This window comes from Pandoraea norimbergensis, assembly GCF_001465545.3.
Classification (GTDB): Bacteria; Pseudomonadota; Gammaproteobacteria; order Burkholderiales; family Burkholderiaceae; genus Pandoraea; species Pandoraea norimbergensis.
The window spans coordinates 3,549,628-3,568,236 of sequence record NZ_CP013480.3 but is presented as its reverse complement, the minus strand read 5'-3'; the positions used below and the strand labels follow the sequence as shown (position 1 = coordinate 3,568,236).

At 63.3% G+C, this 18,609-nt stretch carries 19 protein-coding genes; 5 read left to right on the top strand and 14 right to left on the bottom strand.

Annotated elements, in window-relative coordinates:
- The first annotated feature begins 34 nt into the window (after positions 1-34).
- Positions 35-709, top strand: coding sequence for a TetR/AcrR family transcriptional regulator (locus AT302_RS15615; protein ID WP_084656261.1), 675 nt, complete (start codon positions 35-37; stop codon positions 707-709).
- Positions 710-869: 160 nt separating this feature from the next.
- Positions 870-2,072: a formate-dependent phosphoribosylglycinamide formyltransferase gene (gene purT / locus AT302_RS15610; RefSeq protein ID WP_058379211.1), complete on the top strand. Its 1,203-nt coding sequence runs from the start codon at positions 870-872 to the stop codon at positions 2,070-2,072.
- 97 nt (positions 2,073-2,169) lie between these two features.
- Here purT and AT302_RS15605 read toward each other — a convergent pair whose 3' ends face one another.
- The 4 genes from AT302_RS15605 to AT302_RS15590 all read right to left on the bottom strand — a co-directional run bounded on the left by AT302_RS15605 (position 2,170) and on the right by AT302_RS15590 (position 4,965).
- A complete protein-coding gene (locus tag AT302_RS15605; RefSeq protein WP_058379210.1) occupies positions 2,170-3,156 on the bottom strand; it encodes a glutathione S-transferase family protein in 987 nt (328 codons plus the stop codon).
- A 159-nt stretch (positions 3,157-3,315) separates the two neighbouring features.
- A complete protein-coding gene (locus AT302_RS15600) occupies positions 3,316-3,519 on the bottom strand; it encodes a cold-shock protein (protein ID WP_058379209.1) in 204 nt (67 codons plus the stop codon).
- Between the two features lie 302 nt (positions 3,520-3,821).
- Positions 3,822-4,340: a GNAT family N-acetyltransferase gene (locus tag AT302_RS15595; protein ID WP_058379208.1), complete on the bottom strand. Its 519-nt coding sequence runs from the start codon at positions 4,338-4,340 to the stop codon at positions 3,822-3,824.
- A gap of 205 nt (positions 4,341-4,545) precedes the next feature.
- Entirely contained in the window at positions 4,546-4,965 is a 420-nt protein-coding gene (locus AT302_RS15590) for a hypothetical protein (RefSeq protein ID WP_058379207.1), read from the bottom strand.
- Positions 4,966-5,429: 464 nt separating this feature from the next.
- On the opposite strand from AT302_RS15590, the gene AT302_RS15585 reads away from it, so the two are divergent.
- Entirely contained in the window at positions 5,430-6,512 is a 1,083-nt protein-coding gene (locus AT302_RS15585) for a GGDEF domain-containing protein (RefSeq protein ID WP_058379206.1), read from the top strand.
- A gap of 18 nt (positions 6,513-6,530) precedes the next feature.
- Here AT302_RS15585 and AT302_RS15580 read toward each other — a convergent pair whose 3' ends face one another.
- The 8 genes from AT302_RS15580 to AT302_RS15545 all read right to left on the bottom strand — a co-directional run bounded on the left by AT302_RS15580 (position 6,531) and on the right by AT302_RS15545 (position 12,790).
- A complete protein-coding gene (locus tag AT302_RS15580; RefSeq protein WP_058379205.1) occupies positions 6,531-7,478 on the bottom strand; it encodes an AEC family transporter in 948 nt (315 codons plus the stop codon).
- 2 nt (positions 7,479-7,480) lie between these two features.
- Positions 7,481-8,206, bottom strand: coding sequence for a GntR family transcriptional regulator (locus AT302_RS15575; RefSeq protein ID WP_058379204.1), 726 nt, complete (start codon positions 8,204-8,206; stop codon positions 7,481-7,483).
- A 164-nt stretch (positions 8,207-8,370) separates the two neighbouring features.
- On the bottom strand, positions 8,371-8,664 hold the full coding sequence (locus AT302_RS15570) for a hypothetical protein (protein ID WP_058379203.1): 294 nt from the start codon (positions 8,662-8,664) through the stop codon (positions 8,371-8,373).
- Positions 8,665-9,077: 413 nt separating this feature from the next.
- Complete coding sequence (locus AT302_RS15565; protein ID WP_058379202.1) at positions 9,078-9,266, bottom strand: hypothetical protein; 189 nt, start codon at positions 9,264-9,266, stop codon at positions 9,078-9,080.
- Between the two features lie 172 nt (positions 9,267-9,438).
- Entirely contained in the window at positions 9,439-9,645 is a 207-nt protein-coding gene (locus tag AT302_RS15560; protein ID WP_058379201.1) for a hypothetical protein, read from the bottom strand.
- Positions 9,646-10,094: 449 nt separating this feature from the next.
- Positions 10,095-10,304, bottom strand: a complete 210-nt coding sequence (locus tag AT302_RS15555) for a hypothetical protein (RefSeq protein WP_058379200.1) — start codon at positions 10,302-10,304, stop codon at positions 10,095-10,097.
- 2 nt (positions 10,305-10,306) lie between these two features.
- The gene (locus AT302_RS15550) at positions 10,307-11,887 is read right to left on the bottom strand and encodes a glycoside hydrolase family 18 protein (protein ID WP_084656259.1); all 1,581 of its coding nucleotides are present in this window, start codon (positions 11,885-11,887) and stop codon (positions 10,307-10,309) included.
- 87 nt (positions 11,888-11,974) lie between these two features.
- Positions 11,975-12,790, bottom strand: coding sequence for a winged helix-turn-helix domain-containing protein (locus AT302_RS15545; RefSeq protein ID WP_058379199.1), 816 nt, complete (start codon positions 12,788-12,790; stop codon positions 11,975-11,977).
- A gap of 257 nt (positions 12,791-13,047) precedes the next feature.
- On the opposite strand from AT302_RS15545, the gene fghA reads away from it, so the two are divergent.
- Positions 13,048-13,902, top strand: a complete 855-nt coding sequence (gene fghA, locus AT302_RS15540; protein ID WP_058379198.1) for an S-formylglutathione hydrolase — start codon at positions 13,048-13,050, stop codon at positions 13,900-13,902.
- 94 nt (positions 13,903-13,996) lie between these two features.
- Here the strand turns inward: fghA and pdxY are convergent, their stop codons facing one another.
- A complete protein-coding gene (gene pdxY / locus AT302_RS15535; RefSeq protein WP_058379197.1) occupies positions 13,997-14,854 on the bottom strand; it encodes a pyridoxal kinase PdxY in 858 nt (285 codons plus the stop codon).
- A gap of 209 nt (positions 14,855-15,063) precedes the next feature.
- Between pdxY and AT302_RS15530 the strand changes: the two genes are divergently transcribed.
- Positions 15,064-16,341, top strand: coding sequence for a hypothetical protein (locus tag AT302_RS15530; RefSeq protein ID WP_157125801.1), 1,278 nt, complete (start codon positions 15,064-15,066; stop codon positions 16,339-16,341).
- Between the two features lie 82 nt (positions 16,342-16,423).
- Here the strand turns inward: AT302_RS15530 and fusA are convergent, their stop codons facing one another.
- Positions 16,424-18,523 carry an elongation factor G gene (gene fusA / locus AT302_RS15525; RefSeq protein WP_058379195.1) on the bottom strand — a complete coding sequence of 700 codons (2,100 nt, stop codon included), beginning with the start codon at positions 18,521-18,523 and terminating at the stop codon, positions 16,424-16,426.
- Between the last annotated feature and the right edge of the window lie 86 nt (positions 18,524-18,609).

The following is an 18,609-nucleotide window of genomic DNA, read 5'->3' as shown; positions in this document are numbered from 1 at the left end:
ATGCGTGTCACCACTTTAGTTTTCAGCGTTCGTGATGTCAAATAGCGAAATGGAACAAGGACTCGAATCGGACAACAAGGACGCCGCACCGCCGGGTGCGCCGTCCGGCCGCCGTTATGGCGGAGTGGGGCAGGCCCAGCGGGAAGCGGCACGGCGCATGGCGCTCATCAACGCCGGCACGGCAGTTTTCGGTACGGTGGGGTTTCGGCGCGCGACGGTGCGCTCGGTGTGCGGTCTGGCGAAGCTCAACGACCGTTACTTTTATGCCGCTTTCGAGAGCATGGAGCATCTGTTGCGCGCGACGTATGCCCATCATGCGCAGACACTTCTCAGTCAGTTGCAGGTGGCCGTTGCCGCCAGCGCACCGACGCTAGACGCGCGACTCGACGCCGGCTTGCACGCGTTCTTCACGTTCTTGCGCGATGGTCACGCCGCGCGCGTGCTGCTGCTTGAGGTGATGGGCGTGAGCCCCGAAACCGACGCGACTTACCAGCGCTACCTGTTCGAATTTGCCCGCCTGATCATCGGCATGGCCGACACGCCGCCGCCGGCCAGTGAAGACGCGGCGGCTGACGCTCGCATCGTCGGGCTGGCACTCGTGGGCGCCATGACGAACGCTGGGACGGCATGGGTGCTGACCGGGTATCAGGACACGGAAGCCCGCATGGTCGCGTGTTGCCGCCGCGTGTTGCGCGGGGCGTTGGCCTAGTCCCGGTATCCGTAACAGGTCCGCGGTCGCGGCGGATGTCCGGCTTCCCGCCGCCTGCACCTAGCTTCGGCATGGCGGCGCTCGCTACAATACGTCTTTCGCGTTTGGCGCGCCCGCGCGCGACAACGCATCCCTTTTCCTCACTCTCCAAGGGTCGCAAATGACCACTATCGGAACCCCGTTGTCGCCGAGCGCGACGAAGGTCATGTTGTTGGGCGCTGGCGAACTCGGCCGCGAAGTCCTGATCGCTTTGCAGCGGCTTGGCGTCGAGACAATTGCCGTCGACCGTTATGAAAACGCGCCGGGGCAGCAGGTCGCGCATCATGCGCGCACGATTGCGATGACCGATCCGGAACAACTCAAGGCGCTCATCCTCGCCGAAAAGCCCGACCTCGTCGTGCCGGAAATCGAAGCCATCGCCACGCCGATGCTCGAAGCGCTCGAAGCCGACGGCATTGTCCATGTCGTGCCGACGGCGCGCGCCGCGCGTCTGACGATGGACCGTGAAGGCATCCGCCGCCTCGCCGCCGAAACGCTTGGCCTGCCGACCAGCCCGTACCAGTTCTGCGATTCGCTCGAACAGTTGCAGGCCGCGATCGACGGCGGCATCGGCTATCCGTGCGTGGTCAAGCCCGTGATGAGCAGCTCGGGCAAGGGACAAAGCAAGATCGACGGCCCCGATGATGTGAAAGCCGCGTGGGACTACGCCATGGCCGGCGGCCGCGTGAGCCATGGCCGCATCATCGTCGAAGGCTTCATCGACTTCGATTACGAGATCACGTTGCTCACCGTGCGTGCACGTGGCGCCGACGGTCAGGTTGAAACCCACTTCTGTGCGCCGATCGGCCACAAGCAGGTGAGTGGCGATTACGTCGAGAGCTGGCAGCCGCACCCGATGCCGGTGAACGCGCTGGAGCGTGCTCGCTTGATCGCGCGCGAGGTGACGCAGAACTTGGGCGGGCAGGGACTCTTCGGGGTCGAGCTGTTCGTGAAGGGCGACGAGGTGTGGTTCAGCGAAGTGAGCCCGCGTCCGCACGACACGGGCATGGTGACGATGATCACGCAATGGCAGAACGAATTCGAACTGCATGCGCGCGCGATTCTCGGCCTGCCGGTCAACACCACGCTGAAGACGCCCGGCGCGAGCGCCGTGATCTACGGCGGCGTGGACGCGACGGGGATCGTGTTCGACGGCGTGGATCAGGCACTGCAAGTGCCGCAGACCGACATTCGTCTGTTCGGCAAGCCCGAGAGCTTCATGAAGCGTCGTATGGGCGTCGCGCTGGCTTACGACGACGACCTCGACGTCGCACGTCGCAACGCGCTGGAAGCGGCCAGCCGCGTGAAGCCGCGCGCGGTCTGAGAGCTTCTAGCCCGCTTCAGGCCTGCTTTTATCCGCTGTCGGCCGCCGCAGAGCGCGGCTGACAGCGATCTCACTGCCACCTCACCGGTCAGGCCATCTAGGCCATTTGTCCACGGCCGTGAGGCGCATCGAAATCCTGCAACGGGCCCATCGGTACGATCCCGGTCGGATTGATCGTCCGATGGCTCTCGTAGTAGTGACGCTTGATGTGATCGAAGTTGACCGTCGCCGCAACCCCGGGCTGTTGGTAGATGTCGCGCGTATAGGCCGACAGATTCGGGTAGTCCGCAATGCGGCGCACGTTGCACTTGAAGTGCCCCACGTAGACGGCATCAAAGCGGATGAGTGTGGTGAACAACCGGATGTCGGCTTCGGTCATGCGCGCACCCGTCAGAAAGCGGCGGCTGGTGAGGCGCTGCTCCAGCATGTCGAGCGTCTCGAACAGCGGCGCGACAGCCTCTTCGTAGGCCGCCTGCGTCGTCGCAAACCCAGCCTTGTAGACGCCGTTGTTGACCGTGTCGTAGATACGCGCGTTGAGCGTGTCGATGTCTTCGCGTAACGCCACCGGATAGTAGTCGCCCGCCGTGGCGCCCAGCCCGTCGAAAGCGCTGTTGAACATGCGCAGGATTTCCGACGACTCATTGTTCACGATGGTGCGGGTGACGGTGTCCCACAACAAGGGGACAGTCACGCGGCCGGAGAAGCGATCGTCTGCCGAGAGATACACGTCGCGCAGGAACGCCGCGTGGTTGACCGGATCGCCCGTGACCCCGGGGCCCGGTGCGAACGTCCAGCCGTCGTCGAGCATCAGCCAGTTCACGACGGCGACCGGAATCATGTCTTCCAGCCCTTTCAGCGCCCGCATGATGAGCGTGCGATGCGCCCACGGGCACGCATAGCTCACATACAGCACATAGCGCTGCGGCTCGGCGGCAAAGCCGGTCGCGTCTTCGCTATCCGGCGACGGTGCACCGTCGGCGGTGATCCAGTGACGAAAGGTCGTGGGGCGGCGCTCGAAGCGCCCGCCCGTGGCACGCGTGTCATACCAGTCGGTGTGCCACTTGCCATCTACCAGTAGGCCCATTTCATACCTCCTGCGTGGGGGAGTCGTCAGCATAGCTGGCGGATCCGCCGCCCAACGAAAAAACCCCGCCTGAGCGGGGTTTTCAGTTCGGGCAGACGGTTAAGTTCTGCCCGAGGCGCGTCGATCGGGTTAGCGATCGCTTAGCCGAACATCAATCACTTAGACCGGATTGATGTTGCTGGCTTGACGGCCCTTCGGTCCCATCTTCACTTCGAAGGTGACCTTTTGGTTTTCTTGCAGGGACTTGAAGCCCTTTGCTTGGATTTCCGAGAAGTGCGCGAAGAGATCTTCACCACCTTCGTCCGGCGTAATGAATCCGAAACCCTTGGCGTCGTTAAACCACTTGACGGTACCAGTTGCCATTTCTTAAATCCTTAAAATTTTCAAATGAGCGAGCGAGAAGCTCAGTGAGCGCATGACATTAAAGCTGATCAGGTACAACCGAGTTGACGCATAGGGCGACATTAGATGAACACAAGACTCGCCATACAACGTTCATGCACCCGTTTTTTTACGGGAAAGGTGGGAAGGTGTCAAGCGGGGAAACTTTTAGATTGTTGATCTACGCCAGTCTCGGGCCATTTTTCGTTGCAGTGCGGCATGTGCACGAAGCAACCGGACGACCGGTCCGTCCAGGTATTCCATTTCGGGATGGTTTGCACCCGTTATCCCGACTTCCACATATAGCGCAATGCAGGAACTTCAATGCCGGGTGAGACAGCGATGGGGTGAACCGGGCCGGCGGCGCCGCCAAGTCGTTCGTAAAACCGGCGTGCCCGCGTGTTCTGCGCCAACACCCAGAGATAAAGCGGCGCGCTCGGATCGAGCGCGTTCGACCAGACCCTGACGCGCCCGAAAAGCGCCCGCCCGATGCCTTGTCCCTGCCAGGGCGCGGCCACGTGGAGGTTGTCGACCAGAATGCCGTCGGCCCCCGACAAGGCGCAGATGAAGCCTGCGAGCGGGCCATCGTCCAGATCGGGGCAGGCTTTCCAGATGCGCAGTGCGGGGTCGTCGACCCGCGTCAGCCGCTCGCGCCAGAGCGATGCATGCTCGCGTGTCAGATGGGCGCTTAGTGGACCAGAGGGGAGTGTGTGTGCATAAGTGGCCTGCCAGCTATGCGCGTGAAGTGCTGCGATGGCATCCACATCCGATTGCGTGGCGCACAAAATACGCGGCGCGGTCATGCCGTGTTTCCCGTATGCCGAGAGTCGGATCGGGCAAAACAAGAATTAGCTTCGCACCAAATAAACGAAGTGAAATAAATCGATTGTCGCGCCGGCGCAACGCGCGCCGGCGTACGCCGGAATGTCATGGACATGTCACCACCCTATGCAGCCTCACGAAAATGAGAGGGTGGCGTCCGGGGTTCGAGGCGTCACCGTCTCGTGACTATAGCGCGGCGACTTTGTGCTTGCGCAGGCTGGCCGTCTTCATCGGAGCGCGAGACTTCGCGCTGGCGCGTTTGCCCGAGACGGCATTCGATTTGGCTGATGCTTGTCTGGCGGCCGCCTTGCCTTGGTGTTTGCGATGCGACTTCGCCACCGTGGTTGTGGCATACGCTGCTTTCGCCTTGGCGGGTTTCGCGTGCGCCGTCTTCACCGTCTTGGCTTTGTTTGCTTTGGCGGCTTTCTTCGCTTTTGTCGGTTTGGCCGATTTAGCGTGCTTAGCCGGCTTGCTGGCCTTGTGGGCGTGATGTCGGGTGGCGGCGTCGGCGGCGTGTGCCGGGGTGGTGGCGATGAACGCCGCAAAGGCGGCGCACGTGATGGCGGCGAGCGCCTTGCGCGAAGCGCGCAGGTAGGACGTAAACAACTGTGTCTCCGTGGGGATATCGAAAGTTAAGACGTGAGCGCTCTGCCGGCTGCGATTCGAGGTGATGCGAAGTGACGCCGGTCTGTTGTGCGCCGGCCGACGACCGGATTCCGGGGGCGTTTGTGACCGTCGGCGCACACGAGCGGGCGCGATTGTAGTGCCGCTAAAAAGCGTTGTCGAGATGGCCGGGCGGCCGTCCGTCATGGCGCGAAGGCACTGCGCCGGGTCTCTCGCGAGAATTTTGTGCGGTGCCACATGGGAGACTCGCGGGGTAGGTATTTTCCCTAGGGGTGTGGAAAACCGCGCCACGACTTAATTTGCGGGCGTCAAAATTCATACCTGGCACCCTCAAATTTCACAGGTGAGTGCCGTTATAGGCCTCAATGCCCGGCACAATGCCGATATCAAATCCGGGCAATCACGCTACGCGGCCGCGAAGTGCCGCGCGTCTTTCGAGACCACAAGTGGCAACCAACCAGGCACCAACGCCCGATGCTTTGCAAGCGCTGCTGGCGACTGTGCAGCGCAATGAGCGTTCGCTAAAACGTTTTCAGGACATCGAACTGGCCCTGATGGGCGCCCCCGACTTCGGGCAGTTTCTGGAGGTGGTGCTCAACCGGTTGCGTCACGACTTCGATCTCTCGGGGGTTCACGTGATGCTCGCCGAGATCGACGACACCTTGCGCGATCTCATCGACACCGCCGAAGGTGTTCGCGCCCTCGACTCCGGGTTGTGCATCGCGCAGGATGCGGGCACGTTCGCGGCGATCTGTGGCGACGGACGCCTCTGGATCGGCGCACCGCGCGAGCGCCACGTGCCGCTCTTCGGGGCGCGTGCACCGGCCAGTGCCGTCGTCATCCCGTTGTCGCGCAACGGCCGCTACATCGGCGTGATTGCGCTGGGCAGCCGCGATGCGAAGCGCTTCGCTCCCGACATGGCCACCGATTTCCTTGAGCGTTTCGGCGCGGTCGTGGCGGTCTGTCTCGAGAACATGTGGAATCGCGAGCGGCTCAAGCGCATCGGACTCACCGATCCGTTGACGGGTTTGTCGAATCGCCGCTACTTCGATCAGCGTCTGCGCGAAGAGGTGATTCGCGGCGTGCGCTACGGCGCACCGCTGGCGTGTCTGCTGATCGACATCGACCACTTCAAGCGCGTGAACGACAGCCACGGCCATGCGACCGGTGACCGCGCATTGCGCGCCGCCAGCGCGTGCATGCGTGCACAACTGCGCGTGACCGACACGTTGGCGCGCTACGGTGGCGAAGAGTTTGCCGCGCTGCTAGTGCAGACCGAGCAGAACTGGGCGGGGACGGTGGCAGAGCGGGTTCGCCGCGCGGTGGCGCGTCTTGAAGTGCCCGACGACGACGGTACGCTGGTGCCGCTCACTATTTCGATCGGGCTGGCGAGCATCGATCCGCGCGACAGCGCCGATCCGGAAGCCTTGCCGATGCGCCTGCTCGGTGCCGCCGATGCGGCACTCTATGCCGCCAAGCGCGCGGGGCGCGACCGCGTCATGGTCGCAGCGCCTGCAACGCTGCGCTGAGTGCCGGGCGAACGACGCTCAGCGCACGCTAAACCAGCCGATCAGCAACGACACCGTCACGACCGACAGCACCGTAGAGATCAGAATGGCGCGCGATGCCACGGCGGCTTCGCGTCCGTAGAGTTGCGCCAGCATGAACGGCCCGGTGCCGATCGGCAGGGCTGAGAGCAGCAGGGCGCTGTGGGCCCAGATGGCCGGCAGATCAAACACCCGGAACGCGAGAAACGCCGTAATGGCCGGTTGAAAGATCAGTTTGAGCCCGACCAGACGTCCGACGGCGCGCGCCGTGCGCGGCTCGCGGGCGCCGCCCGGGTTCTGTGCGAGGAACATGCCGATGGCCACCAGCGCACAGGGGCTCGCCGCGCCGCCGAGCAGCGTCGTGAAGTGAAGCACTGGCGCGGGCAGGGCGATACCTGCCGCGGCAAACGCCATGCCGACAAACGGCGACACCACCAGTGGATTACGCATCAACGCACGGGCGACGAATGCGCTCGTGCGGCGCCACGAAGGCGTGGTTTGCAGATCGGTTTCGATAATCGCAATCGAGATCGCAAACAGCACGGTCGCGGTCAGTAGCATGGCGACCACCACCGCCGGTACGCTGGCCGGGCCGAACGCAACCAGACACAACGGCAGGCCCATGAACCCGGCGTTCGGATAGGCGGCGCCCATGCCTTCGATGCTGGCGTCGGTCAGCCGTCCACGGACCGTGCGATCTAGCAGGAACGACAACGCGAACGTCGCTGCCATGCCTCCGCCGAAAGCCCCCAGAAACCCCGGATTGATCAGCTCGCCCCACGTGATCTGCGCCATCGACTGGAACAGCACGGCAGGCAACGCGAGGTAGACGACGAAGCGATTCAGCGCGTCGAGCGCCGACGGCCCGAGCCACGCACGGCGGGCGCACAGGAAGCCCACAAAAATCAACCCGAAGACGGGCAGTGCTGCGGAGATGACGGCTTGCATGATCAGTGCTCCGCCGCGAGTCGGATCAGCCACTCGCGCCGAGCATTGCCGCCATCGGCCTCAGTGTGCTCGCGAGCGGCCGCTTCGGCACCGGCGGGGTCGCCTGCGGCGATACGCGCGACGATTTCTCCGTGTTCGTGCCAGACGACTTCCTGCTTTGGCAGCGTGCCGAGTGTCGCCGCCATCGCGCGCATGATGTGCGGCCATTGCGGCGCAACCGTCTGCGCGATCAGCGGATTGCCCGAGGCGTTATGCAGCGCCGTGTGGAATGCCACTTCCACGCGTACCTGCCGGGCGACCGGTGTGCCATGCGTCAGGGCCATGCCGGCGGCCACGGCATCGTGCAACCGGCGCAATTCGTCCTCACCCAGCGTGCCTTCCGCCATGCGCCCGGCCGCGAGTCTTGCCGCCAGACCGTCCAGCGCCGTACGTACCTGATAAAGCTGGCGCAAATGGGCGGCATCGATCGGCGCGACTTCCAGCCCCTGACGCCCGCTGTCGCAGACCAGTCCGTCGCGCTTGAGCAATTGCAACGCGTGGCTCACGGGCTGACGCGATACCCCCAGCGAATCGGCCAGTTCCGCCTGACGGATGCGCTCACCGGGTGGCAGCGTGAGGTCGGCAATGGCATCGCGCAGGCGCGAATACACCTGATCGATCAGGACGGGGCTGCTCGCCAGTGGGGCGAGGGCACCTTGCTCATCGGCAGGGGACGGGGCGTTAGACATGAGGAGATTCGGTGCCGACGGGGTGTCGACGCTTTCGTGATATCTGGAATTCCGAATTCTACGCCGATGAACGGACCTTGAGTGACGTGAATCGTGAGGCTTTTGAAAATTCGGAAGGCTGATCTTGAGACCGCGCAGGTGTCGGCGGTGCGCGAAGGCGCGGATTACTTGCTCGGATCGAGCTCGGGCGGGGCGATGGAGGTCGCGTGCGACGGCGTTTGCAGCAATGCCTGCACGGTCGTGCGGGTGCGTTGCAGGCGGCGGGAGAGTGCCCAGGCGTCGGCCTCGCGCTCGAACAGGCCGACGATCAGATGGGCTTCGCCGGCGAATCCGTCGGAAAACAGGCCAATATTCTTGGCGATCATCTCGCTCGCCCGTTCCACCGAGACGGTGTACTGACGCGGTGAGCGGTACTGATTGATGACGACGGCAAAGGCGTGGGAGAACGCGTCAGACATGCGAGAGCCTCCTTCTCAGCCCGTGCGTGGCACTCGGCAAGCGGTGCCGACCGTCCACGCAGAGCACGCACACAACGTTGTGCTTCCGGTGATTGTAGGCGATGTGTGTGTCCCTGTCGGGGCAAAGCGCCGGGCGCACCGCCGGTATTTGCACCGCTGGACAAGCGTCAGGAGTGCGCGGCAAAAAGGCGGCAAAAAAATGCCGCCGAGCGGGTCGGCGGCGCAACAGAGAGGGGTGACAGCGCAACCGGAGTTGCCAGACACAGCGTAGTTGCCGGGAATGACAAAGCGATGACCACTGCGGTCATCACAGCCGGATGGCTATCCAGATTCGAAGGCGACGGCACCACACTCGGTAACGTGAGGCGTTACCGGCCGTTATCGCTAAGCTCATCAAGCCAAGCCGTGTGTGGCTACACGAGTACCGGTAGCGCCTGCACGACGAGCAGCCCAACGAGGGCGCCGACGACGGCACCTACGGCGCGCAGACTGTAGCGCGTCGCCCGGGTGGTGACCGGGATGCCGCCGACAAGCAGGGCACCAGCGACCGCCATGGGCAGGAACAGCGTCAGGTCGTAAAGATTGAAGTGGAATACGGGCATCGTTCTTGTCTCCTCGCCTGAAAGCCATTCCACTATAGGACGGCTGGCAAGGATGCCCAAATTTGGTGCGTCGCAGCATGTTGCTGCGAGGAGACTGGCTTCAGAATTCGCGGCGAGACGATGCGATGAAGCAGCGCCGTGGCCGCGTCGCAAACGCCGCGAAGGGGCTTGCTCAGTCGTCCTGACGCACCGCGTGCATCTTGCGGCGTGCGCTCCAGAGCGCCATGTCTTTGCGGGTGGGGGCACGTTCGTTGACGTTGATGCCGACCGGGCGCGAACGCACGGCGGAAATCGGTGCGTCGCCCGGCTCGCTACGTGCCTGCACCATCATCACGAGCGTAAATAGCGAGGCGGCAAGCGCCAGCAGGATCAGCTTCATAAGGCCCCCGGGTGAAACATGAATTGCATCTGGTCGGTGTTATCGATCGCTCGGATCGTCTATAGCGCGCGGCATGGACCGGCAACGCACTTGCGATCTTCTTGCAATCTCTGGATCTGGCACGGCTTACGGCGAGACGGCTTCTGTTGCCACTAACGGTCCTGACTGCTTTTCTGGCCGGGGGGCTCGGTGCATGTCCTGCAATTCGCGATGCGAGGCGCATCTTAGCGGCCGATTATGACAACATTCCTGCCGGATAAGAAAGCACTTATCACTTTTATCGTTCGTTGCTGCGGCATAACAACGAACACGGAGCCCTTTAGCGTATAGCGACGCGCGCCGCCAAAAGTTTAGAAATCGTGACAATTTTTTATGTTCACGGGCCGGCGGTCCCCAAAAACGGAGATCGCCGGCCCGACTCGCGCCAAAACACGGGTGAGCGCAGGGGCTCAAGGCTGCCCGGATACATCATCGTGCGACCTCTGCGGGATGCCACGCCGGGCACGCTCCGGCAACGCCACAGCGGCGAGCGACGCCAATGCCGCGCCCGCCTGAGCGATCTCGTGCATCACGTCGGGCGACGTGCCGAGCGAGACCGCCAGTCCGGTCAGGCCCGCCCAGGTCGACGGTTCGAGCAGCCGTGCAATGAGAAAACCCATGGTCAGGCTCCCGTCTCGTCGTCGAGTACCGTTTTGCCGCTGAAGTAGAACGGCTGCATATCGAGGGTCGAGAGCACCGCCTTCTGGCCCAGCCCCTCGTGTGCAGCGTTGGCCAGCACACCGTTGTCTTGGTCGATGGTCCAGGTGAACAGGCCGCCCAGCCCATTGCGACGGACGTAGTCGCCCTTGGCTTTCACCGTGCGCGGGGTGTCGAGCGACAGGAACAGGCCGCTCGACGGGTTGAACAGGAAGTCGGCGTCCGCCACCGTATCGGTGTACAGCGAGAAGCCATTGCGTGCGCCGCCGTTTTCGAGATCGAGATAGTTGAACAGCATGTCGAAGTACTCAGTCGTGCCCGATTCGAACGTCCCGGTCGTGATGTCGCTGCCCGGCGTGTAAGTGCCCGAGAGCGGTGCCACGCTGCCGATCTGCGCCTGACAGGCGTTGCGGCTGTAGCCCGCGTAGCCGATATGCACCATCGCCAACGGCACCTTGGCCTGACGCAGCCAGTTCACCGCGCGGTCGATGGAGAACGCGGCCGTGGCGCCCGGGTCTGTGTCGTGCAGGTTGGTGTGATGCGCGAGCGCCGGCGCCCACGGCGTGCCGAAGAAGTCATAGGTCATCAGATTGATGCGCGTGACGCCGGCCGCAACGAGCCCGGGCAGATTGGCTTTCGCCATGTCGGCGACGTTAGCCGAGGCCGCGATCGAAATTTCCACGTCCTTGCGGCCCGCCGCCACCAACGCCTTCTTGAGGTCGCCGACGAGGGCGGCGTAATTCGGCCCGTCGGTGTCGTCGTAGACATTGCCGTCGTCAGCGGGTGAGCCCGGGTATTCCCAGTCGAGGTTGATCTCGCTGAACATCGGAAACCGCTTGAGCAGATCGACCACGCTCGCACAAAACGTCTTGCGTCGCGGTGCACTGGCGGCCATGCCGTGAAATGCCTGACTCATCGTCCATCCGCCGATGGCGATGGCCAGTTTGAGTGCCGGGTTCTTGGCATGCAGCAGGCGCAGACCGCCCAGCACACCTTGTGCACGCGCTTGCTGGAACATCGGCATCACGTCGTTGCTCACCCAGCCGTCGAAGCCGCAATTACGGTACGAGAGCACGTCGCCCCAACTGTCGACGAAGGTGGCCTGATCGGCGTTTCGCTGAAAGTCTGTCGCGGCGCGGGCGATCGTCTGCGCCTTTTCGCCCTGATCGCCGACGATGCCGGCGAAGCCGATGATGAGCCGGTCGTAGGCGAACGGATCGAGTTGCATCAGGTCGACGCCACGTCCCGCCGCATCGTTGCTGAAATCGCCGTCGAGGCGGCCATCGTATTGCGACCAGTCGGTGTAATAACCCGATACCTGCAACGTGCTCTTGGCATAACGGTTGTAGACGGGGCGCGCGACGCGTGCCGACGTGTACGACAGTTGCGTCGTGCTGGTGCCGGGGTCGAAGCCGTTTTGCGTATAGGTGGTCTCCGTGGCGCCGCCCGACGGGTCAGCCGGATAGACGAGCGCGGAGGTGGCGGCGGGAGAGGTTTCGGCGAGCGGGGCCGCTGGGGCAAGGGTCTTACGATGGGTGTCGGACATGGTGTGGCTCCTGAGAATGAAAGGACAGTGGCCTTTGCCGGGCGGCGCTTGCCGCGTCGGCTTCGGCGTATTCAGACTCGGGCACGCTCACCGCCCGTACCAGCGCAAATGCCGTGTCAGCCACACGAGCGAGCGCTTCACGCTGCGAAGGCATTGATGAGCGCCTTGATGAAGGCGCCGGTGCAGGGCATGTCGGTGACCGCCGTTGGAAGCGCTCGCGTCGCCGGATGGATCGATCGACGTCACTGGCGCGACCACGCTGGACGTGAAGCGATAGCCCATGCGTGGCACGGTCACGATATGGCGATGCAGGCCGAGCGGAATGAGCTTGCGGCGCAGGCGGGAAACCACTTGCATGAGATTGGTATCGTCCTGATCCGGACGGTCAGGCCATAGATGCGCGATCAACGTACGTTTGTCATGGACGACGTGGGGCGGCGAGAGCAGGGCGCTTAACAGGCGGTACTCGATCTGCGGAATCTGGACGACGATGCCGTGGCGAGACACCTCGCCGTGCCCTTCACGAGCGACGCAGTGGTGTGGCAGCACATCGTGCGACGGCGAAGCCGGCGTGGTATGCGCGCTTTGCGACGTTTGCGTATGGCCCGCCGGCGGGTCGAACCGATAGCCGACACGTGCCACTGTCACGATGGCGCGTTGCAGGCCGAGCGGGGCCAATGAGCGGCGCAGGCGCGAGACCAGTTGCACGATCGCTGCGTCTTCCATCCACTGCGCGCGGCGTCCCCATAGCGCTTCCATGAGCACGCGCTTGTCGAGCGAGGTTCCGGCGTGGGTGGCCAGCAGCACCAGCAGACGTTTTTCCTGTTCGGAGAGCCGGGCGGCGATGCCCTGACGCTGCACGAGATTGGTGACGTCGTCGAGGTCGAACGATGACATCGGCATGGAGCGCTCCTTGTGACGAGAAAGGGAGGCTCACCGTAGCGACGCGTCATCGCCTGTCACAAGGCCGCAAGCGCGGCATAGGTGCGCGGGCCACGTGCCCTGCGTGCCTTGGTGATGTTTCACATCATTTCCACATGGTCTGCGCACCATCACGGGAAGGCGCCGCGCGGTAAGATACTCGTCTCGCTCTAAACGGCGACGCTGCATCGAAGACGTTGCAGGTTTTTCAGACTATTTGAAGACTCCCGGATCTCGTCATGCTCGAACTCATTGCCGAACACCGTTGTTTCGGCGGCGCACAACGTTTTTATCGCCATGCCTCGACGGCCATCGGTCTGCCGATGCGTTTTTCGGTGTTCATTCCGCCGCAAGCACGCGATGGCCGTGCGGTACCGGCGCTGTTCTATCTGGCCGGTCTGACGTGTACCGAAGAGACGTTCATGATCAAGGGCGGCGCGCAGTGGCTGGCCGCTGAACACGGCGTTGCGCTGATTACGCCGGATACCAGCCCGCGCGGCGCGGGCGTGCCGGGCGAGGCGGACGCCTGGGACTTTGGCGTCGGCGCAGGTTTCTATCTGGATGCGACGCAGGCGCCATGGTCGACGAATTACCGCATGTACAGCTATATCGTCGATGAGTTGTATGGGTTGGTGACACAGACGCTGCCGATCGATGCCAGTCGCGTCGGCATCTTCGGCCACTCGATGGGCGGCCACGGGGCGCTGACGATCGCATTGCGTAACCCTGACAAATTCCACTCGGTGTCGGCGTTCGCGCCGATCGCCGCACCGATGCACTGCCCGTGGGGTGAGAAAGCCTTCACGGGATATCTGGGCAGCGATCGGGAGACGTGGCGTCAGTACGACGCGAGCGAGCTGGTGGCGAAGGCCGGGAAAGCGGTATTCCCGGGCGGCATTCTGATCGATCAGGGGTTGAACGACCAGTTTCTCGAAGCCCAACTGCATCCGGACATCTTCGAGCGTGCCTGTCGTGACGCCGGCCAGCCGCTGAACCTGCGCCGCCATAACGGCTACGACCACGGTTACTACTTCATCCAGACCTTCATGGCCGACCACCTGACGCACCACGCCGAGCATTTGCGCGCGTACTGAGTTGGCCGGTCAGTGAACGGCAGAGGGCATCGGTCGAGGCGTTGGCCCCGGCGGATGCCCCCGCCGCCATCAGCGATGGCGCATCGCGCTCACCTTACACCGCCCGTGCTTCGTAACGGCGCGGCGGGTTCACGATCTCGTCCTGTGCGCGAACGATTTCCAGCTCATAGCGCCCGGCCAGATGCGTGACCGACAGCACGGCGTCGACGGCGGCCAGCGTGTGTTCGAACGCGGCCCGCACCGTATCGCCCTTGAGCAAACGCGCGAGAAAGATGCCCGAGGTCAGGTCGCCCACGCCCACGGGATGTCGCGAGAACGGGTAGAGCGGGCGCGAACCATGCCAGGCTTCGTCGGCAGTGACCACGAGCATGTCGAATCGGTCGGCAGGCTTACCCGTGTATTCCAGATGCTTGACCAGCACCATCTTCGGCCCCCGTGCGAGCAGCGCGCGACAGGCGGCGACGGCATCGTCGAACGTATCGATCGGATGCTGTGAGAGCTTCTCCAGTTCGAGATGATTGGGCGTCATGATGTCGGCCACGTCCGGCATGTGCTCGACCAGATATTGCTCAATCCCCGGTTTGACCTGACACCCTTTCTCCGGATGCCCCATGACCGGGTCGCACAGATAGATGGCTGCCGGGTTGGCCTGCTTCACGCGCCGCACGGCCTCGACCACGAAGCCCGCTTGCTCGGGGGCGCCGAGATAACCGGATAGCACTGCGTCGCAATTGGCCAGCTCGCCAATATCGGCGATGCCGTCGACCAGCCGCAGAATTTCTTCGCTTGGCAGCGCCTGCCCGGTCCACTTGCCGTATTGCGTGTGATTCGAGAATTGCACCGTGTTGATCGGCCAGACGTTCACGCCGAGACGACGCATCGGAAACTCGGCGGCGCTGTTGCCGGCATGTCCGAAGACCACATGCGACTGGATGCTGAGGATGTTTTTCATAGTGACGAGGCGGGGAGGCAGAGCCGTAGGTAACGCAAAGCGCGTCATGCCAAAAGCGACAGATGGTCAGCGTAGCACCGCGTCTCGCCGGGGCGCAATGCCAATGGCGGCCGGTGGTGGACAAAAGCAGGCGCACCGCAGCCGGATACGGTGTTCGTTCCGTTCACGCCTCCACTTCCCGGCTCATGCTTGTTTCCACGTCATCCCCATTGCCACGCGCTTTCGTTGCCGCCACGCCTGCCGCGACGCCGGCCGTCCCCCCTGTGCTCAAACGTAGCGTTATCGCCCGGCGATTTGCCGACGAACTCGATTGCACCGAGGCCGTGCGCAAGCCCGAGACGCTCGCCTTCGCTATCCGCTTCGAAGGCGGCGAAGTGCCGGTGCACAGAGATTTGGCCTACGACCTCTGGTACGCCGGACGTCTCGATGGCACCCGACAGTACTTCGGCAACGATGGCGTGGTCGACGAGTGGTTCAAACGTCCAGCGCCGACGCCGGCCACCGACCCCGTGATAAGTGCCGCACAGCAGCAATACCGGCTCAAGCGCATGGGGTATCGGTTTGCCGCGCACGCCGTACCGTTGCCGCCTGTGACGGTGCGCAGGCCGCTACCTCGTGTGGCGCATACGGTATGGCTCGGTGGGCGGATGTCGATGGTGGTTTTTGCCAATCTCGCGCGCCTGGCCCACAGTTTCGAGAAAGCGTCCCCGGCGTTTACCGTGCAACTCCACGTCATGAAATCCCGGACGCAGGCGCCATCGTTGCACCAACAACTCGACGCTTTACCGAACGTCACCGTCAACGTCCTCACCGAGGAACCGTTTTTCCGCGCCTTCGCGGCGTCGCCGTCGTTTGCCATGTTCCGTGAGCTGACGGCAGCGAAATACTGGAGTGCGCCGCACGATGCCGTGCGCTACCGGGTACTGCACGCCCTTGGCGGCATCTTGTTCGACCCGCGAGACAAGTTCCGATTCGGCCCGCCGACGCTGCCCGAGGCCTTGGCGCTGGCCGATGTGACGGTGAGCGGTTTTATCGTGCCGCCGCATGCCTACCAGTACAGCCCGTTGCACGTGGGCATCATGGCGTCGCTGCCGGGCAATCCGGCCATCGAAGCCATCAACGACAACATGTGGCGCAAGTGGCAGGCGCTGACCGGCGGCGAGGCACCGCCGTGCTATCGCGAGTGGTTGTGCGCGCCCACACAGGCTCCGGAGGCATGGTTGACGCGTACGTTGAGCGAGCTGTGCGGCCCGCATCTCGTGACCCATGTGCTGTATGACTGGGTACCGGGCATCCGCACGATGGTGGACATGATGAAGGCCAACGAAGATGGCATCGAGATCGGTGGGAATGCCCGTCCCGAGTATGCGGCGTTGATGGACTACTACTTCGCGTTCGACAAGCAGATGGCCGCCGTGGCGTCCGCCGATGACCGGCGTGACATCGTCATGGATCTCGCTCTGGGCGTGCTGGCGCGCTCGGGGTGAATAAAAACGCCCGCTGCCGGATCGCCGTCACTTCTCATGACGACCCGGCAGCGGGCGTGGCTGGCTCCCGTGAGGGGCGAGCTTACTTCTTCGACGAAATGATCGCTTCGGCCACGTTCTTCGGGGCTTCTGCGTACTGCTTGAACTCCATCGTGTACGTCGCGCGGCCTTGCGTGAGCGAGCGTAGCGACGTCGAGTAGCCGAACATTTCCGACAGCGGCACTTCGGCGCGCACCAGCTTGCCGCCGCCGCCCGCGATGTCGTCCATGCCCTGCAACATGCCGCGACGGCTCGACAGATCGCCCATCACGTTGCCCATGAACTCCTCGGGCGTCTCGACTTCCACCGCCATCATCGGTTCGAGCAGCACCGGTTCGGCGCGGCGCATCGCTTCCTTGAACGCCATCGAACCGGCCATGCGGAACGCGTTTTCATTCGAGTCCACGTCGTGGTACGAGCCGAACGTGAGCGTGACCTTCACGTTGACCACCGGGTACCCGGCGACCACGCCGTTCGGCAGCGTTTCGCGAATGCCCTTGTCCACGGCCGGGATGTACTCGCGCGGCACCACGCCGCCCTTGATGGCATCCACGAATTCGTAAAGCTTTTCCTTGTCCGGTTCGAGCGTGATGACCACGTCGCCGTACTGACCGCGTCCGCCCGACTGCTTGACGAACTTGCCCTGTACGTCCTCGATTTTCTTGCGGACGGTTTCGCGATAGGCCACCTGCGGCTTGCCGACGGTGGCTTCCACGCCAAACTCGCGGCGCATGCGATCGACCAGAATTTCAAGGTGCAACTCGCCCATGCCCGAGATGATGGTCTGGCCGGATTCTTCGTCGGTCTGCACACGGAACGACGGGTCTTCCTGCGCGAGACGATTGAGCGCCAGGCCCATCTTCTCCTGATCGACCTTCGTCTTCGGCTCGACTGCCTGCGAAATCACCGGCTCCGGGAATTCCATCTTCTCGAGGATGATGATCGCGTCCGGGTCGCACAGCGTGTCGCCCGTGGTCGCTTCCTTCAGGCCCACGGCCGCGGCGATATCGCCCGCGCGCACTTCCTTCAACTCGATGCGCTGGTTGGCGTGCATCTGAAGAATGCGCCCCATCCGTTCTTTCTTGCTCTTGGTCGGGTTATAGACCGTCGCGCCCGATTCGATCACGCCCGAGTACACGCGGAAGAAGATCAACTGGCCCACGAACGGGTCGGTCATGATCTTGAACGCGAGCGCCGAGAACTTCTCGTCATCGGCCGGGTGGCGCTCGATCACCTTGTCGTCTTCGTCGTGACCGGCAATGGCGGGCACGTCGATCGGCGAGGGCAGGTAGTCGATCACCGCGTCGAGCATGGCCTGCACGCCCTTGTTCTTGAAGGCCGTACCGCACAGCATCGGCACGATCTCGCCGGCGACCGTGCGCTTGCGCAGGCCGGCCTTGATCTCGCTTTCCGTGAGGGTTTCGCCGCCGAGGTATTTCTCGAGCAGCGCTTCGTCAGCTTCGGCGGCGGCCTCGATCAACTTGTCGTGCCATTCCTGCGCGGTTTCTTTCAGATTGTCGGGAATGTCGATGTAGTCGAACTTCACGCCCTTCGACGCTTCGTCCCAGACGATGCCTTTCATCTTCACCAGGTCGACCACGCCCTGGAAGTTGTCTTCGGCGCCGATCGGAATCTGAATCGGCACGGCGTTGCCGCGCAGACGCTCGTGAATCTGTTTGTACACACGGAAGAAGTCGGCGCCAACGCGGTCCATCTTGTTGACGAACGCGATGCGCGGCACCTTGTACTTGTTGGCCTGACGCCAGACCGTTTCCGACTGCGGCTGCACGCCGCCGACCGAGTCGTAGACCATGCAGGCGCCATCGAGCACACGCATGGAACGCTCGACTTCAATCGTGAAGTCGACGTGTCCGGGGGTGTCGATGATGTTGATGCGGTGGCGCGGATAGTTGCCGGCCATACCGGCCCAGAAGCAGGTGGTGGCAGCCGACGTAATCGTGATGCCACGCTCCTGTTCCTGCTCCATCCAGTCCATCGTGGCTGCGCCTTCGTGAACTTCGCCGAGCTTGTGATTGACGCCCGTGTAGAACAGGATCCGCTCGGTCGTCGTTGTCTTGCCAGCGTCGATGTGAGCGCTAATGCCAATATTGCGATAGCGCTCGATGGGAGTTTCTCGGGGCACGATGCACCTCTTTTGCCAAGCGTGGGAAAAACATAGGAGCAGCCATCATACTCCAATGTCGCGTTACCGCGCTGGCAGGCAATTCG

What these genes read in the sequence shown, in the direction of transcription:
- AT302_RS15605 (WP_058379210.1), bottom strand. Translation starts at nt 3,156, where the DNA reads ATGGGCCTACTGGTAGATGGCAAGTGGCACACCGACTGGTATGACACG.
- AT302_RS15565 (WP_058379202.1), bottom strand. Translation starts at nt 9,266, where the DNA reads ATGCCCGTATTCCACTTCAATCTTTACGACCTGACGCTGTTCCTGCCC.
- fghA (WP_058379198.1), top strand. Translation starts at nt 13,048, where the DNA reads ATGCTCGAACTCATTGCCGAACACCGTTGTTTCGGCGGCGCACAACGT.
- AT302_RS15580 (WP_058379205.1), bottom strand. Translation starts at nt 7,478, where the DNA reads ATGCAAGCCGTCATCTCCGCAGCACTGCCCGTCTTCGGGTTGATTTTT.
- AT302_RS15550 (WP_084656259.1), bottom strand. Translation starts at nt 11,887, where the DNA reads ATGTCCGACACCCATCGTAAGACCCTTGCCCCAGCGGCCCCGCTCGCC.
- AT302_RS15575 (WP_058379204.1), bottom strand. Translation starts at nt 8,206, where the DNA reads ATGTCTAACGCCCCGTCCCCTGCCGATGAGCAAGGTGCCCTCGCCCCA.
- AT302_RS15595 (WP_058379208.1), bottom strand. Translation starts at nt 4,340, where the DNA reads ATGACCGCGCCGCGTATTTTGTGCGCCACGCAATCGGATGTGGATGCC.
- AT302_RS15570 (WP_058379203.1), bottom strand. Translation starts at nt 8,664, where the DNA reads ATGTCTGACGCGTTCTCCCACGCCTTTGCCGTCGTCATCAATCAGTAC.
- AT302_RS15615 (WP_084656261.1), top strand. Translation starts at nt 35, where the DNA reads ATGTCAAATAGCGAAATGGAACAAGGACTCGAATCGGACAACAAGGAC.
- purT (WP_058379211.1), top strand. Translation starts at nt 870, where the DNA reads ATGACCACTATCGGAACCCCGTTGTCGCCGAGCGCGACGAAGGTCATG.
- AT302_RS15560 (WP_058379201.1), bottom strand. Translation starts at nt 9,645, where the DNA reads ATGAAGCTGATCCTGCTGGCGCTTGCCGCCTCGCTATTTACGCTCGTG.
- AT302_RS15600 (WP_058379209.1), bottom strand. Translation starts at nt 3,519, where the DNA reads ATGGCAACTGGTACCGTCAAGTGGTTTAACGACGCCAAGGGTTTCGGA.
- AT302_RS15545 (WP_058379199.1), bottom strand. Translation starts at nt 12,790, where the DNA reads ATGCCGATGTCATCGTTCGACCTCGACGACGTCACCAATCTCGTGCAG.
- pdxY (WP_058379197.1), bottom strand. Translation starts at nt 14,854, where the DNA reads ATGAAAAACATCCTCAGCATCCAGTCGCATGTGGTCTTCGGACATGCC.
- AT302_RS15555 (WP_058379200.1), bottom strand. Translation starts at nt 10,304, where the DNA reads ATGGGTTTTCTCATTGCACGGCTGCTCGAACCGTCGACCTGGGCGGGC.